This is a genomic window from Hyphomicrobiales bacterium, from assembly GCA_039973685.1.
Lineage (GTDB): Bacteria > Pseudomonadota > Alphaproteobacteria > Rhizobiales > JACESI01 > JACESI01.
Map to the genome: position 1 here is coordinate 1 of JBDWKL010000037.1, position 14939 is coordinate 14939.

The window sequence follows — 14939 nt, forward strand, 5'->3', positions numbered from 1 at the left end:
GCGCCTTCCAGCTCTTTCCAATGGCGAAGACGTCAATAAAGATAAGATTGAAGCAACCCAGCACTTCACTGAGCCGCCACCGCGCTTCACAGAAGCGACAATGGTTAAACGGATGGAAGAACTCGGCATTGGCCGACCTTCAACCTATGCCTCAACCCTTGGTGTGCTGCGGGACCGCGATTATGTGACGCTTGATAAGAAGCGCCTGATGCCAGAAGACAAGGGCCGCTTGGTTACAGCGTTCTTGGAAAACTTCTTCAATCGCTACGTTCAATATGACTTTACGGCTGGCCTTGAAGAAAAACTCGATAAAATTTCGGCAGGCAACGCCCAGTGGCGCGATGTGTTGCGGGAGTTTTGGACAGACTTTTCTGGCCATGTTGATGAAATCAAAGACCTGCGTGTTTCGCAAGTACTAGACGCTCTCAACGAAGCGCTGCAAGATCACGTTTTCCCTGAAAAAGAAGACGGCACGCCGCGTCGTAAATGCCCGACGTGTGATGATGGCGAAATCAGCCTGAAAGTCGGCCGCTTTGGTGCCTTCATCGGCTGTTCCAACTATCCTGAATGTAAGTTTACACGCCAACTCACCCAATCTGCAGACGGAGAAGGTGGCGACGACGGGGACCGCTTGCTTGGTCAAGACCCTGAAACGGGCCTTGATGTATTCTGCAAAAAAGGCCGCTTCGGCCCTTATGTGCAGCTTGGTGAAGAAGCAAAGCCGAAGCGCTCATCCATTCCAAAAGGGTGGGACGCAGCAACGCTTGATCTTGAAGGCGGCCTAAAACTGCTTTCTCTTCCACGTTTGGTCGGTGTTCACCCAGAATCAGGCAAAGATATTACCGCAGGCCTTGGCCGCTATGGTCCATTTGTTTTGCATGATGGCACCTATGCCAATCTTGAAAGCGCTGATGAAGTCTTTGTTGTTGGCCTTAACCGTGCGGTTTCAGCAATCGCTGATAAAATCGCCAATCCGGGCAGACGTCAGGCAGCCAAAGCGCTCAAAGAACTTGGCGATCACCCAGATGGCGGTGGCAAGGTCACTGTTAATGAGGGCCGCTATGGTGCCTATGTGAAGTTCAACAAGATCAATGCCACGCTTCCAAAGGATCAAAAGCCTGAAGATGTGACCATGGATATGGCTGTTGAACTTATTGCGGCGAAGGCTGCAAAAGGTGGCAAGAAGCCAGCGGCTAAGAAGAAGGCTCCTGCCAAGAAAAAACCTGCAGCTAAGAAGGCAACAGCTAAAAAGCCAGCGGCGAAGAAAGCAGCAGCAAAGAAACCTGCGGCCAAAAAGACAGCGGCGAAGAAGGCCGCTGACGACACGGCGGAATAATCGGTGGTCAAATCCCAAAGCCCTTGGTTTCCAACACGCGACGAAATCCTCGCTTTTATCAAAGACAATCCTGATAAAAGCTCAAAACGAGATATCTCAAAAGCGTTTGGCATTAAGGGCCAAGACCGCATTGCGCTGAAGAAAATTCTGAAAGACCTCGCCAATGATGGCTTGATCGGTGGTTCTCGCAAAGGCTTCAATGCAGCGGGCGAATTGCCCAATGTCTTCGTTATGGACATTGTAGAACGTGATGCTGACGGCGAGCTTTTGGCGGTTCCCGTTAAATGGGAAAGCAAAGACACCCCGCCTCCCAAAATTATGATCCAAACCTCAAAACGCGACAAAGGCCCTGCGCCGGGCATTGGCCAGCGCGTTCTTGGACGATTGCAAGAGGGCGAAGGAACGGAAGACCATTCTGCTTCTATCATCAAGATTTTGGAAAAAGCCCCGACCAGTGTGCTTGGTGTGGTGCGCTTTGGCAGCGATTCCCAAAGCTTGCCGCGCCTCTTGCCTGTTGATCGCAAGCAGAAAGAACTCGACATTGACGAACTAGGCGACGCCAAAGACGGTGATCTAGTTGAAGTTAAAACCGTCAAAATCGGCAAATACGATGACGCCCGCGCCCGCGTTTTGAGTGTCATTGGCTCCCTCAAAACTGAGAAAGCCATCAGCCACATTGCGCTGCATGAACACGAAATTCCGCACATCTTCCCTGATGAAGTGATGGAAGCGGCAGAGGCAGCGACAGAAACTGAAGTTGGACCAAATCGCGAAGACTGGCGCGATATGCCATTGATCACGATTGATCCGGCAGATGCCAAAGATCACGATGATGCGGTTTTTGCGGAAGCTGACCCCAACAACAATGGTGGCTTTGTCGTTACAATCGCGATTGCAGACGTATCATTCTATATCCGTCCAAATACCATACTTGATAAAGAAGCCCGCCTTCGCGGTAACTCGGTCTATTTCCCTGACCGTGTGGTGCCGATGTTGCCAGAGCGCATCTCAAACAATCTGTGCTCCCTCAAAGAAGGCCTCGAGCGCCCTGCCCTTGCTGTAAAGGTTTGGCTGGATGCTGACGGCAAGAAAAAGAAGCATCGCTTCCACCGCATCATGATGCGTTCTCATGGCGGACTATCATATGAGGAAGCTCAGGCGGCCATAGACGGCGATGTGAGCGATCGCGCGGCACCATTGCTCGAAAACACACTAAAGCCACTGTGGGCCGCTTATGCCTGTTTAAAGCGCGAGCGAGAAAACCGCGAGCCGCTGGATCTCAACGTTACTGAGCGCAAAATCAAATTGGATGCAGATGGCCGTGTTGATCACGTCGTGGTGCCTGCCCGTCTTGATGCCCATAAGCTCATTGAAGAATTTATGATCCTCGCCAATGTCGCTGCGGCAGAAGCATTGGAAGCAAAGAAAACACCGCTCATCTATCGCGCCCACGACACACCGTCTTTGGCAAAGCTTGAAGGGCTCCGTGATTTCCTCTCAACGATTGAGATGCAAATTCCAAAATCTGGTAATATCCGCCCGCAGCACTTCAACCGCATTTTGCGCCATGTGCGTGATGAAAATCATGAGCTACTGACAAACCAAGTCATTTTGCGGTCACAGGCTCAGGCAGAATACACGCCTGAAAACTATGGCCACTTTGGATTGAACCTTCAGCGCTATGCGCACTTTACCTCGCCGATCCGTCGTTATGCTGATTTGGTCGTGCACCGTGCGCTTGTGTCAGGCTACCAGCTTGGCGAAGGTGGTATGGGTGATATGAATGTTGAGGGGCTGGCAGATATCGCCGCTCACATCTGCATTACGGAACGCCGCGCCATGAAAGCAGAGCGCGCCACCATTGACCGCCTCATTGCAGAATGGTTGAGCGAACAAGTGGGTGCTAAGTTCTGGGGCCGTATTGGTGGGGCAACGAAAGCGGGCCTCTTCATCACCCTTGATGAAACAGGTGCGGATGGCTTTATTCCGATCTCAAAGTTGAGTGACGATTACTTCCACTTTGACGAAGCCCGCCATCAGCTTTCTGGTGAGCGCACAGGGCAGACCTATACGATGGGTGACCACGTTGAGGTGATGCTTGTCGAAGCTCTTCCCTTTGCGGGCGCCTTGCGCTTTGAGATGCTCAGTGAGGGCAAAGAAGGCAAAGCGGGACGCCGTGCCTTCCCAAAACAAAAAGGCCGCCGTCGCAAGCCCTCAGAGAACAAACGTGGTGGTGCACCAAAGGGCATTTCACGCAAGATTAAGCGCAAAAGATAACATCCAATTTGCGCAAATGTTCTGATAATCTTCATTGTATCTCAACGACGCTCGACTTACATATAATGTAAAGCGAGGTGTTATGGCTAAATTCTCCCATTTTGAAAATGACGTTGATGCAAATTCTCACATAATTGGTAAGCCACACCGCGAATTGAAAAGCGCGATGTGGAAAGGCTTTAAGCATACATGCCCGAAATGCGGTAATGGCCCTCTCTATAAGAGCTATTTGAAAACCGTTGATCAATGTGGCGTTTGTGACGAAGAGCTGCATCACCACCGCGCAGACGATGCACCCGCCTATTTCACCATTTCCATTGTTGGCAAATTGATCGTTGGTTTTTTCCTATCGGTTGAACTGACCTATGCCCCGCCCTATTGGGTACATGCCGTTTTATGGGGGCCGCTACTGCTCATCATGACATTGCTCCTCCTACCGCGTATCAAAGGCATTATCGTTGGCCTGCAATGGGCAAACTACATGCATGGCTTCGACCCTAATTTCGTTGAAGGCGACGACATCGAAATTGCGCCCGCTGATAAACTGCTGGCACAGACCTCATCATGAGAATCAAAGACGCCGCTTCCATCGTCCTTGTCGATACCCGCGAGCAAGAACCGCGTATCTTAATGGGCAAGCGAGCGGCGAAGCATAAGTTTATGCCGAACATCTATGTCTTCCCTGGTGGACGCGTGGATTATGCAGATCGGTTTGGTCCTGTGGGCCTCGACTATCAAGACGACACACTTGATCTGCTAATGCAGCAAATGCGTGGCCGCACTACAGCACTGCGCGCGCAGATGATGGGTTTAGCGGCGATTCGTGAGACTTATGAAGAAGTTGATCTCAAGATCGGCATTGAAACTGATACCGTTCACAAAACAGCCAATCCAAGCTGGGCGGCTTTTTCCAAGGATGGTTTGAAAGCAGATCTATCTAAGCTTGCCTATATCGCCCGCGCCATAACGCCTCCGGGGCAAAACCGCCGTTTTGATACGCGCTTCTTTATCGCCGATGTAAGCGATTATCTGGAACACCAAAAGGCTCAATCGAGTGAAGAGCTTGAGGATGTGAGATGGGTTACTTTTGAAGAAACGAAAGAACTGCCTCTTCATTTCATAACGAAGCGAATCTTACTTTCCGCAAAAAGTGCGTTGGAACGACCTGACTTCGGCAAAACCCAACCAAATGTTGCGTTTTATCGCCCAAAGACTGGCTCTAAGGATGTGGCGAAAATCCTCACTGAACTGCGTGCTGGCGCCGCTCCATTACCTCCAACTGAGGTGCAAGTTGAAAAAACCTAACCTTGTTTGCGCGTCTGTAGCGAGAAGTGCTTGACAAAGCGCTTGGAATGGGTAATTTCGCGACAACTTAGGGAGCCAGTTTGCGCTCCCCTCTTATTTTTCGGCCAATTGGTCTGCTGCATAATCGAGGAACTTGAACGATGGCAAAAGCCACAACGATTAAAATCAAGCTAGAAAGCACTGCTGACACAGGCTTTTTCTATGTGACCAAAAAGAACTCACGTACAATGACTGAGAAAATGGTCAAACGTAAGTACGATCCTGTTGTTCGTAAGCACGTTGAATTTAAAGAAACAAAAATCAAGTAAGCATTACGCTTCTTGGTGACGATGAACCGGCTCTTTTTAAGTGCCGGTTTTTTTGTGTCTACAAACTAGATTTAGAAAAAGAAAAGCCGACGGATCAACCAAAGAAAGTTATGGGATCCATCGGCTAGCCTTGCAGCACAGGTGATGCGGCGGACCTGGTAACGCTACAAGGGGCCATATTGATCAAGATCAACTGACCTGCCTCTTGCTTCTCAAATAATGATAATTAATGCAATCTAAACTGGGATTTACCATGAATATTGACCATTAACGGTCTAGGTAAATTGGTTAAGATTGCAGGCGCTCAAACGCGCGTAGAACCGTTGGTTTCTAAGTAACTTCAGGTAAATCAGGTCGTTAGGCAGCTTCTTTGTAGATTACCTTATTACGACCGCCCTCTTTTGCCTCATAAAGCGCTAAATCCGCACGCTTTAAAATAGTTTCAGGCGTGTCGTTGTCATCATAATAACAACCAATTCCAATACTTGTCGTGATCTCAGCATCGCGACCTTGGTCTGCGATGTGGAATGGCTTCATTTCAACCACTTCGCGAATTCTCTCAGCGACTGAAAACGCCAAATCACGATCCGTTTCTGGCATAATCACAACGAATTCTTCGCCACCCATTCGGCATGGCAAATCAATGCGGCGAACATTCTCTTCAATCCGTTTGGCAAACTCTTTCAAAATCTCATCACCACCATCATGACCATAGGTGTCGTTCACACCTTTAAAGTGATCAATATCGAGAATGAGAATGGAAAGCGGTAGCTTCTTAACCGCTGAGGCTTTCACATGGCTTGCCATGTGGGTTTCCATATAACGACGGTTATAAAGGCCCGTTAATGCGTCTTTGACGGCCATTTCCATCGTGTTTTGCACGCTCTCCTGAAGGAAATCAGAATAACGTCTACGGCGCAATTGTGTCATGCATCGTGCAGCTAACTCATTTTGCTCAACGGGGCGTGTAATGAAATCACTTACGCCAAGTTCCAAGGCGCGAGCAAGTTTATCCTCAGCACCCTCGTCTGCAATTGCCAGCAATGGCATGTTGCGGGTCCGCTCTAACTGGCGGAACTGCGAACAAACACGCAAGCCATCAACACCATCAAGATCTAAGCTAACAATGCACAAAATAGGCTGTTCTTCTGCCGCGTAAATCAAACCTGCCTGAGGGTCCGCTTCTACCTTCACTGAATAGCCCGTACGCTCTAACGTTTTGCGCATCCGGCTTGCTTGGCTCTCTCGGTCATCAACAATCAGTACTTTTTCTTCAAGCGCTGGTTTTGCAAACACACGCTCAAACATAACCTCAAGGTGCACATCATGGGCCGTTTTTGCCCGTGCACGCAATTCATCCACCAGCAGCTTTACACGCAGCAAGCTCTTTACCCGTGCAAGCAATTCCATTTCGCGGACAGGCTTTGTCAAAAAGTCATCAGCACCTGCTTCAAGGCCCTGTATCCGGTCACTCAAACCATCAAGCGCTGTTACCAAAACAATTGGCACATGCATGGTTTCGGCTTTGCCCTTGAGATAGCGGCAAACATCAAAACCAGTAATTTCTGGCATCATCACATCAAGCAGAACAATATCACAACCGCCAGCCTCAACGACCTTAATCGCATCGAAACCGTTATCCACGCATTGAACGTTGTAGTACTCCGCAAGCAAACGCGCTTCCAAAAGCTTCGTGTTTGCCAAAATGTCGTCAACTATGAGGACGCGACCAGTCATAAATACTCTTCCTTAAAACGCCTATGCGTCCCCTAAGTAGGACCGAATAGTTTCTAAAAACTTAGATACTGAAATAGGTTTTGAAATATAAGCTTCACATCCGCCTTGGCGAATACGTTCTTCGTCGCCCTTCATCGCGAATGCAGTAATCGCAATAACAGGAATCATTTTGAGTGCATCATCTTCTTTGATCCACTTGGTCACATCGAGACCAGATACTTCTGGCAACTGAATATCCATCAAAATCAGATCAGGCATATGCTGACGCGCCAGCTCTACCGCATCTAATCCATTGCTGGTTTCCACGGTTTCATAATTTTGAGTGTGCAAAAGATCGTGAAACAGCTTCATATTGAGCTCATTGTCTTCCACGATCATTACTTTTTTTGCCATAGTTCTCACCAGTTCGCGTAACCAATAACGTATAAGTGAAAGATATTAGATTGCATTCCTTTCGCAATCGCAAACAAAGCCACAAAAACAGCAAGTTTACGAAAAAAAATGAGCTAAACGTAAAGGGACTGAAATGACTAGAGACGATGCAGACATGATTGCCATTCGAGGGCTACAACATATTTCAGCCGATGAAGCGCTTTTACAACGATTTGTAGACCTCTCCGGTTTGGACATTTCCGACATTCGCACCGCTGCAAGTAGCCCTCATTTTTTACTCGCAGTTTTAGAGTTTCTTCGCCAAGATGAAAGCGAGTGTTCCATGTTTGCAAGCAACCTCGGATTATCGGCTCATGATGTTGAAAGTGCTATACATTTTCTTTCTCCAACACAGATGGACGACAGCCGCTTTTGACCCACGATGCTTGCACACTCAATCGGAATTTAAACCCTCAAAAACCGCTTTTGATATGTGATGTTGATGAGGTGGTTTTGCATTTCGTCGCGCCGTTTGAAGACTTCTTGACGAGCAGAAAAGCTCAATTGAAGAAGCAATCGTTCAAATTGAGCGGTAATATTATCGACCTTCCATCCGGCAAGCCCTATTCCATGGAAGAATCAGGCGCGCTCATCCAAGAGTTCCACGACATTAGCGTTGATCAACAGGAGGTCGTAGAGGGCGCTGTGCAGGGATTGGAGCAATTGAGCGCGGTTTATGAAATTGTATTTTTGACAAATGTTGCAGCAGCCTTGACCGACCGTCGAAGAGCACACCTCGCATCCGTCGGCGCACCTTATCCAGTCCTTCAAAACGAAGGCTCGAAAGCGGAGATGGTGCACCAGTTAAGCAAAGACCTAATAGCGCCCATAGTATTCATCGATGATTTACCGCCGCACCACCATGCGGTGAAAACAAAAGAACCGCGCGTAAACTGCATCCACTTCATGGCCGACGCAACGTTTCGCTCGATTGTCTCGTTTGAAGGGGAAATTGCGAAGAAGGCTGAAAATTGGCCAGAGATCGTCGACCACTGTGAAGCAATTGCGCGTGCTTAGAGCAAACTAAGCGGCTTCTGCTTCCTCGCCCTCTTTTTCTTTTTCCGCTTGGACATGACGGACAGCGGCCATCAGCGCTTCAATGGTGAGGTCTGGCCCAAGATAAGACCCAGCGCCGACTTTAAAGCCGCTGCCAAGGGCGCTATTCAAGAGGTTCATATTGGAAATACCAAGCGCTATTGCCCCGACATGAAGCTGGTCGCACATATTCATGACGATCTCATTCATCCAGTTCAAAGCTTCATCTGATTCAGGGATTTCAGCAAAATCTACGACCAACTGGTGATAAGGCCATGCCCACATATCAGATAGAAATGAGAAGCGAACACTGCCGCATTCAATGGCGAGCTGTGACCCTGCTGTGGCGATGTTTTCCAAGGGTCTATACAATTTTGGATCAACACCATGATCGGCTGACCACTTTAGCAACAAGGATAGATTGTCATACCCGACCTCTTTGAGTCGAAAGATAACTGCGTCTCTAACCGCTGGCGCCAGCAGTTCATTCCCATCAAGCTCAATGATCAAATTGAATTCACGGCGCTTCTCAGCAAACGCTCCAATTTCACTCCAAACCATACCAATTATTTCTTCGATCGAAGGGCGTTCATCAGATACATTATCGAAAACTGATAAATCAGCCCGTGCGACAGCACCAACCAATAATTTGGTCTCTAAATTGATCACTGGTTCATAAGTAATTTTAAACAAAGAATGAGCATTTTCAACGATTTTAGCGCGTTCATTGCGCGACTTGCGAATGCGGGATGCGCGATAAATAAAACCCATTAACGCGATCATCAAAATACCAAAAACGCTCAAAATCATGATCGTAATCAAAGTTTGATAAAGCCCACCTGCCCAATTTTTAATGGCGGCGGCATCAACAACCATACTTAGAATTACGGGGAAACGAGCGCTGGTGCGGTCAATTTTCAAGATGTTATTGGAAAAGCCACCGACAATAGATTGCCCAGTCAACGTGTACCATAGCCCCCCATCAGGCAGGACCAAATCGATCTGGGTATGTTGAGCCAATGACCCTGGCAGCAGCAACCGTGTAAAACGATCTTTTGAAACAATTGCAAAGATCCGAAGATCCTCGAGGTTCTGCTTAATAATCAGGGGTAGCGACCCCTGTTTACCGCGAAGTTCTGCAAATTGTGGTTTTCTCAAATCACGCTTGCTTATTTCTGGGAACACAAGGTTTTCATGTGTTGTCTTGCCCACATGACACGTGATGTTGCCATCAGCGCTGACAATGCCCATGGAAATAACATTACCGGTCACAACCATATGCTTTTGCAGCACGGCTAGGTCAGAAGGCGCACAGGAGCCTCTGCTGGATTGCATGTAAGCATCCATAACCCGTTCAGTTTCACCTAGTATGTCATCAACTTCTGAAATGAAGAATGAAGCAATACGGTCCGCCTCTGTACGCACGTTAATCTCTGTCGTGCGGCCTGTTTGGTACATGGCAATCAAAACGGGCACCACGACCGCCAGCAGCAATATATAAAGGTTACGCGAAGATATCACGGACCCTGTAATTGCTAACTTAGAGAGGAAACTTGGCTTAAACATGTAATCACTATGAAGGAATAGGGTAAATAACCCTTAAAACATTGCTTATTAACTTGGGTTCACGGCCCGATTAGGCAGCTTTTGGTGACACCTCGAACTTTTCTTTAGTCCGCGAACGGCGTCTTTCGTCTGCCGACTTTGATAGAGGCACCATTCTCTCAATCAAACGTTTGTAAGTTTCAAAAGGCAATGGTTTTGCAAACAGATACCCTTGAGCCAAACTGACACCTTTTTCTCGCAAATACTCGACCTGCAATGTCTCTTCAACACCTTCTGCCACCACTTCCATCCCGAGGCTTTCTGCCAGATTGATCAAACTATCAACGATCGGTGCCGACAACGAATCTGTACCGATGGCATCAATAAACAGCTTATCGATCTTGATAACGTCGAGACCAAGTTGCTGGAGATAAGCCAAACCACCGTGGCCTGTTCCAGCATCATCAAGCGCCACTTTGCACCCGAGCGAGCGCATATTACGGATAACGATGCGTGCGCGTTGAATATCATTGAGGGGCTGTCGTTCCGTTACCTCAAACATCAATTGGCTATAGCTGATTTTGCTCGGGCCAAATATTTCCTTGATATCTTCAACAATATCGAGATTTTCAAAGTGGTCGTCAAATAGGTTGATACCAAGTTTGAGGTCTGGCCGCGCTTCATGCAGATCTTCCATCTCCTCCACCACATTTCTCATCAATGCGCGGGTCATGGGTATGGCAAGACCGGTCGCTTCCGCTAGACCGATAAAGGCGCCTGGGGAAAGGATACTGCCGTCCGGCTTACGCCAACGGATCAACACTTCACACCCTCTCAATGCGCCAGTTTGCACGTCGATAGTCGGCTGATAAAATGGGATAAATTCACCAGCTTCAATCGCAGCCTCGATCTCATTGGTGCGCGCTTTGCGGGGTTTCAAGCTCAATAGAAGCAATAGCCAAAGCACTATACCAACGGTGGCCGCAACGATGAGCGAGTTTTTATAAAACTCTCTCTCCCGCGCCCAAATCACTTGATAGGGCGCCAAAACTGTCACGTAAAATGGGAAGGATTCTGAATGCAGTGACGTCGTGAATGTACGTTCATCGAATGGCAAATCAGCACGAGCAACACTCTGTGACGGAGCCATGTAGAGCAGCGTGCCGTTTGTTGCCGTAATAATCGCCACACCCTTGTCGCGCATTTCACTAGGGATAACGTCGTCGGCCAACGCTTCTCCAGGAAGAACGGCACCAAGGCTCAAATCAGAATCAAGACGCCAAGTGAGCATCGTCTCATATTCAGATGAACCTTCGCGCATGACCGTTTGAATAATGATATTGTCAGAATTTCCACTCACGCCTTTCGAGCGGCTAATAAATTCCTGCGCATCACCAAATTGGTTACATTTGAAATTACCAGCATTATCGACGACGCCCAGTTCTTTCACCCAAAATTGGCCGTGAACTGCTTTTTTCATCTTTTCGACGTTGGTCGGCGAACATGTCGTTACACCGTGCAGGGTGAAATCTGACAAAATATCGAGAGCGTGACGAACATTTGTATCAGCCCGTTCAATCATGGTCGCAGCAATGGATTTTACGAGCTGATCGCCGCTTTCCTGCGCGTTTGAAACCAAACCCAAATGCACAGCAATAGTCGGCAGACACGCAAAGCACGTTCCAACCACAAGCACCAGAATTTTTATAACGCGACGAAACAAACCTAACCACCGTTTCTATAATGAAATAGAAACTAGCGGCTTACGGTTAAAGGCAGTTTAAGAATTGGCGCTCTATTCATGTTAAAAAGCGCAAATTTCTCGCTATATCAGCCTTTATTCTTGAACATTGAGCATGATTGAAAGCTCTCGCAACTGCTGCATAGTTGCGTCACTTGGCGCACCCATAAGCAAATCTTGCGCTTGTTGGTTCATTGGGAACAACGTCACTTCACGCAAATTCTGCGCGCCGACCAAGAGCATTACAATCCGGTCAACACCAGCAGCCATGCCACCATGTGGCGGAGCGCCATACTGGAATGCACGGTACATGCCGCCGAAGCGTTCTTCGAGCACGCTTTCTTCGTAACCTGCTATTTCAAATGCCTTTTTCATGACTTCTGGTTGGTGGTTACGGATAGCGCCTGAACCAATTTCAAAGCCGTTACACACGATATCGTATTGATATGCGTCAATGGTCAACGGGTCATCATTTTCAAGCGCTTCTAGGCCACCAGCAGGCATTGAGAATGGATTGTGGTTGAAATCGATTTTCTGCTCTTCTTCGTTGAATTCGTACATTGGGAAATCAACGATCCAGCAAAGATCGAAGCGGTCGTAGTCGATCAACTCTAGTTCTTCACCTACACGGGTACGCGCATTACCCGCAAATGTTGCGAATTTCTTCGGGTCACCAGCGGCAAAGAACACGGCATCGCCTGCTTCAAGACCAAGCTGTGTGCGGATAGCGTCTGTGCGTTCAGGGCCAATGTTTTTGGCAACAGGTCCAGCACCACCAACAGTTCCCTCTTCATCACGGAAGAAGATATAACCAAGACCCGGTTGACCCTCACCCTGCGCCCATGAGTTCATGCGGTCACAAAATGCGCGGCTGCCACCAGTTTTAGCAGGGATCGCCCAAACTTGGTTCTTCTCGTCAGCATCCAACATGCCAGCAAAAACTTTGAAGCCAGAGCCACGGAAGTGCTCGCTTACTTCTTCCATCTCAATCGGGTTTCTCAAATCAGGCTTGTCGTTGCCGTATTTGCGAATTGATTCGTGATGCCCAATGCGGCGGAACGTTTCTGTAACAGGCTTGCCTTCAGCGAATTCTTTGAAGATATCGCGGATCACAGGTTCCATCGTTGTCAGCACATCTTCTTGTGTGACGAAGCTCATTTCTAAATCGAGCTGATAGAACTCACCTGGCAAACGGTCAGCGCGTGGGTCTTCATCGCGGAAACATGGTGCGATTTGGAAATAGCGGTCAAAGCCAGACATCATAAGAAGCTGTTTGAACTGCTGTGGCGCTTGTGGGAGTGCGTAGAATTTACCTGGATGCACACGAGATGGCACAAGGAAGTCACGCGCACCTTCAGGCGATGAGGCTGTTAGGATCGGCGTTTGAAACTCGTTAAAGCCAATGCCTGTCATGCGCTCACGCATGTAAGAAATGATCTTTGTGCGTTTGAGCAGGTTTTGGTGAAGGGTTTCACGACGTAGATCGAGGAAGCGGTTACGCAAACGAATGTCTTCTGGATAATCAGGTTCTTCGAATACTGGCAACGGTAGCTCTTTGGAGGAGCCGAGCACTTCAAGATCTGTACAGAAAATTTCGATCTCACCAGTCGACAATTTGTCGTTCACGAGAGAGGCGTCGCGGTTTTTCACATTGCCGTCGATGCGCACGCACCACTCAGCACGAACCTTCTCAAGGGCGGCATAAGCGGGCGAATCAACATCGGCCACAACTTGCGTCAAACCATAATGATCTCGCAAATCGACGAACAATACGCCACCGTGGTCGCGAACGCGGTGAACCCAACCTGAAAGGCGGACTTCTTCTCCGGCATTTGTGGCTCTCAAATCGCCGCATGTGTGGCTACGGTAGCGATGCATGATAATTGTTCCCAAATTGACTAATTTCCTTGTGCCGTGAGGTGCACCGCACGGCTTGATTTGTCAAGGAAAAGCCGCCGTTTAAGTGATCTATGAACCAGTTCGGGGAAATATTTCGCCAATAGCGCGTTAACACCGCAGTTCAACGCGACAAGTGATAAATTTTGGTCTATATATTTACCATGGAAATGATTACTACGACTGATGCACTTATTGTTGCATGCGATAAGCTTAAAAACTCCGAGTTTGTAACGGTAGATACCGAATTTCTTCGCGAGACAACTTACCGACCCAAACTTTGCCTGATCCAAATGGCGATACCGGGCTACGATGTTATTGTCGATCCGTTGGCGGAAGACCTTGATCTTGGTGCTTTTTTTGAATTGATGAGCAATGAAGCCGTGGTGAAAGTTTTTCACGCAGCGCGCCAAGACGTAGAAATCATTCACAATCTTGCAAGCATCATCCCTAACCCACTATTCGACAGTCAGGTTGCCGCGATGGTTTGTGGATTTGGCGATTCTATCAGCTATGACCAGCTGGTATTTCGCATTACCGGCCACAGAGTTGATAAGTCATCAAGGTTTACTGATTGGACGCTGCGCCCGCTCTCTGAACGACAGCTTGATTATGCAGCAGCTGATGTGACCCATTTGTGCGATGTCTATATGTCGCTCAAAGCCAACCTTGAAGAACAAGAGCGCTCCTCTTGGGTTTCTGAGGAAATGGCGGTTTTGACCTCGGTTGATACCTATCATATCAAGCCTGAAAACGCATGGAAGCGCATGAAGCTTCGGGTGCGCAAACCGATTGAGCTGGCGGTTATGAAAGAACTCGCAGCATGGCGCGAAGCAGAAGCACAACGTCGCGACGTGCCACGTGGCCGCATTATAAAAGACGATGCCATTTATGAACTCGCCGCCCAGCAGCCTGCCAGTGTAAATGCTCTTGGGCGCTTGCGCAGTATTCCAAAAGGCTTTGAAAAATCACGCACGGCAGAATCAATTCTAGCAGCCGTTCAAAGAGCAATGGCAATCCCGAAAGAGGATTTGCCAGCCATTCCAAAAGGCCGCGCGTCACCAGAAGGCTCTGGTGCGGTGGTTGATTTGCTCAAAGTTCTTTTGAAAATGACAAGCGAACATCATGCTGTAGCAGCCAAGGTGATTGCTACTGTGGATGATTTGGAACAAATCGCCTGTGATGACGACGCGGATGTTGCTGCCCTAAAAGGCTGGCGCCGCCAATTGTTTGGTGAGGCGGCCCTTTCCATCAAACGCGGTGAGATGGGCTTGAAGATCAAAGGAAAACGCGTTGTCGCGACAAAGTCGGATGACTAGCGACAAAA

The 14939-nt window shown here is 48.4% G+C and carries 13 protein-coding genes; 8 read left to right on the top strand and 5 right to left on the bottom strand.

The window, feature by feature from the left end; all coding sequences use genetic code 11:
* From ABJO30_09740 to rpmG, 5 genes are all read left to right on the top strand, one after another.
* Window positions 1–1336: topoisomerase C-terminal repeat-containing protein (locus ABJO30_09740; protein MEP3233094.1), on the top strand; the 1336-nt coding region annotated here is incomplete at its 5' end.
* Between the two features lie 3 nt (window positions 1337–1339).
* On the top strand, window positions 1340–3613 hold the full coding sequence (gene rnr / locus ABJO30_09745; protein MEP3233095.1) for a ribonuclease R: 2274 nt from the start codon (window positions 1340–1342) through the stop codon (window positions 3611–3613).
* 82 nt (window positions 3614–3695) lie between these two features.
* Window positions 3696–4181 (top strand): DUF983 domain-containing protein, encoded by a 486-nt coding sequence (locus ABJO30_09750; GenBank protein ID MEP3233096.1) that lies wholly within the window; start codon window positions 3696–3698, stop codon window positions 4179–4181.
* A complete protein-coding gene (locus ABJO30_09755) occupies window positions 4178–4918 on the top strand; it encodes an NUDIX hydrolase (protein ID MEP3233097.1) in 741 nt (246 codons plus the stop codon). The genes ABJO30_09750 and ABJO30_09755 overlap by 4 nt, the downstream gene beginning before the upstream one ends.
* A 140-nt stretch (window positions 4919–5058) precedes the next feature.
* Complete coding sequence (gene rpmG / locus ABJO30_09760) at window positions 5059–5226, top strand: 50S ribosomal protein L33 (protein MEP3233098.1); 168 nt, start codon at window positions 5059–5061, stop codon at window positions 5224–5226.
* Window positions 5227–5583: 357 nt separating this feature from the next.
* On the opposite strand, the gene ABJO30_09765 is transcribed toward rpmG, so the two are convergent.
* Window positions 5584–6963, bottom strand: coding sequence for a PleD family two-component system response regulator (locus ABJO30_09765; protein ID MEP3233099.1), 1380 nt, complete (start codon window positions 6961–6963; stop codon window positions 5584–5586).
* A 21-nt stretch (window positions 6964–6984) separates the two neighbouring features.
* Window positions 6985–7356 carry a response regulator gene (locus ABJO30_09770; protein ID MEP3233100.1) on the bottom strand — a complete coding sequence of 124 codons (372 nt, stop codon included), beginning with the start codon at window positions 7354–7356 and terminating at the stop codon, window positions 6985–6987.
* A 133-nt stretch (window positions 7357–7489) separates the two neighbouring features.
* Between ABJO30_09770 and ABJO30_09775 the strand changes: the two genes are divergently transcribed.
* Both ABJO30_09775 and ABJO30_09780 read left to right on the top strand, forming a co-directional pair.
* Entirely contained in the window at window positions 7490–7771 is a 282-nt protein-coding gene (locus ABJO30_09775; GenBank protein ID MEP3233101.1) for a DUF3572 family protein, read from the top strand.
* Window positions 7768–8412 carry a hypothetical protein gene (locus tag ABJO30_09780; protein ID MEP3233102.1) on the top strand — a complete coding sequence of 215 codons (645 nt, stop codon included), beginning with the start codon at window positions 7768–7770 and terminating at the stop codon, window positions 8410–8412. The genes ABJO30_09775 and ABJO30_09780 overlap by 4 nt, the downstream gene beginning before the upstream one ends.
* A gap of 6 nt (window positions 8413–8418) precedes the next feature.
* On the opposite strand, the gene ABJO30_09785 is transcribed toward ABJO30_09780, so the two are convergent.
* The 3 genes from ABJO30_09785 to aspS form a co-directional block, all read right to left on the bottom strand.
* Window positions 8419–9906 carry a hypothetical protein gene (locus ABJO30_09785; protein ID MEP3233103.1) on the bottom strand — a complete coding sequence of 496 codons (1488 nt, stop codon included), beginning with the start codon at window positions 9904–9906 and terminating at the stop codon, window positions 8419–8421.
* 160 nt (window positions 9907–10066) lie between these two features.
* On the bottom strand, window positions 10067–11698 hold the full coding sequence (locus tag ABJO30_09790) for an EAL domain-containing protein (protein MEP3233104.1): 1632 nt from the start codon (window positions 11696–11698) through the stop codon (window positions 10067–10069).
* 114 nt (window positions 11699–11812) lie between these two features.
* Entirely contained in the window at window positions 11813–13594 is a 1782-nt protein-coding gene (aspS, locus tag ABJO30_09795) for an aspartate--tRNA ligase (GenBank protein MEP3233105.1), read from the bottom strand.
* A 182-nt stretch (window positions 13595–13776) separates the two neighbouring features.
* Between aspS and rnd the strand changes: the two genes are divergently transcribed.
* Window positions 13777–14931: a ribonuclease D gene (gene rnd, locus ABJO30_09800; GenBank protein ID MEP3233106.1), complete on the top strand. Its 1155-nt coding sequence runs from the start codon at window positions 13777–13779 to the stop codon at window positions 14929–14931.
* Window positions 14932–14939 lie beyond the last annotated feature (8 nt).

Bases quoted from the DNA above. Each gene is read 5' to 3' on its own strand.
- ABJO30_09750 (MEP3233096.1), top strand. From the start codon at position 3,696: ATGGCTAAATTCTCCCATTTTGAAAATGACGTTGATGCAAATTCTCAC.
- ABJO30_09755 (MEP3233097.1), top strand. From the start codon at position 4,178: ATGAGAATCAAAGACGCCGCTTCCATCGTCCTTGTCGATACCCGCGAG.
- rpmG (MEP3233098.1), top strand. From the start codon at position 5,059: ATGGCAAAAGCCACAACGATTAAAATCAAGCTAGAAAGCACTGCTGAC.
- ABJO30_09765 (MEP3233099.1), bottom strand. From the start codon at position 6,963: ATGACTGGTCGCGTCCTCATAGTTGACGACATTTTGGCAAACACGAAG.
- ABJO30_09770 (MEP3233100.1), bottom strand. From the start codon at position 7,356: ATGGCAAAAAAAGTAATGATCGTGGAAGACAATGAGCTCAATATGAAG.
- ABJO30_09775 (MEP3233101.1), top strand. From the start codon at position 7,490: ATGACTAGAGACGATGCAGACATGATTGCCATTCGAGGGCTACAACAT.
- aspS (MEP3233105.1), bottom strand. From the start codon at position 13,594: ATGCATCGCTACCGTAGCCACACATGCGGCGATTTGAGAGCCACAAAT.
- rnd (MEP3233106.1), top strand. From the start codon at position 13,777: ATGGAAATGATTACTACGACTGATGCACTTATTGTTGCATGCGATAAG.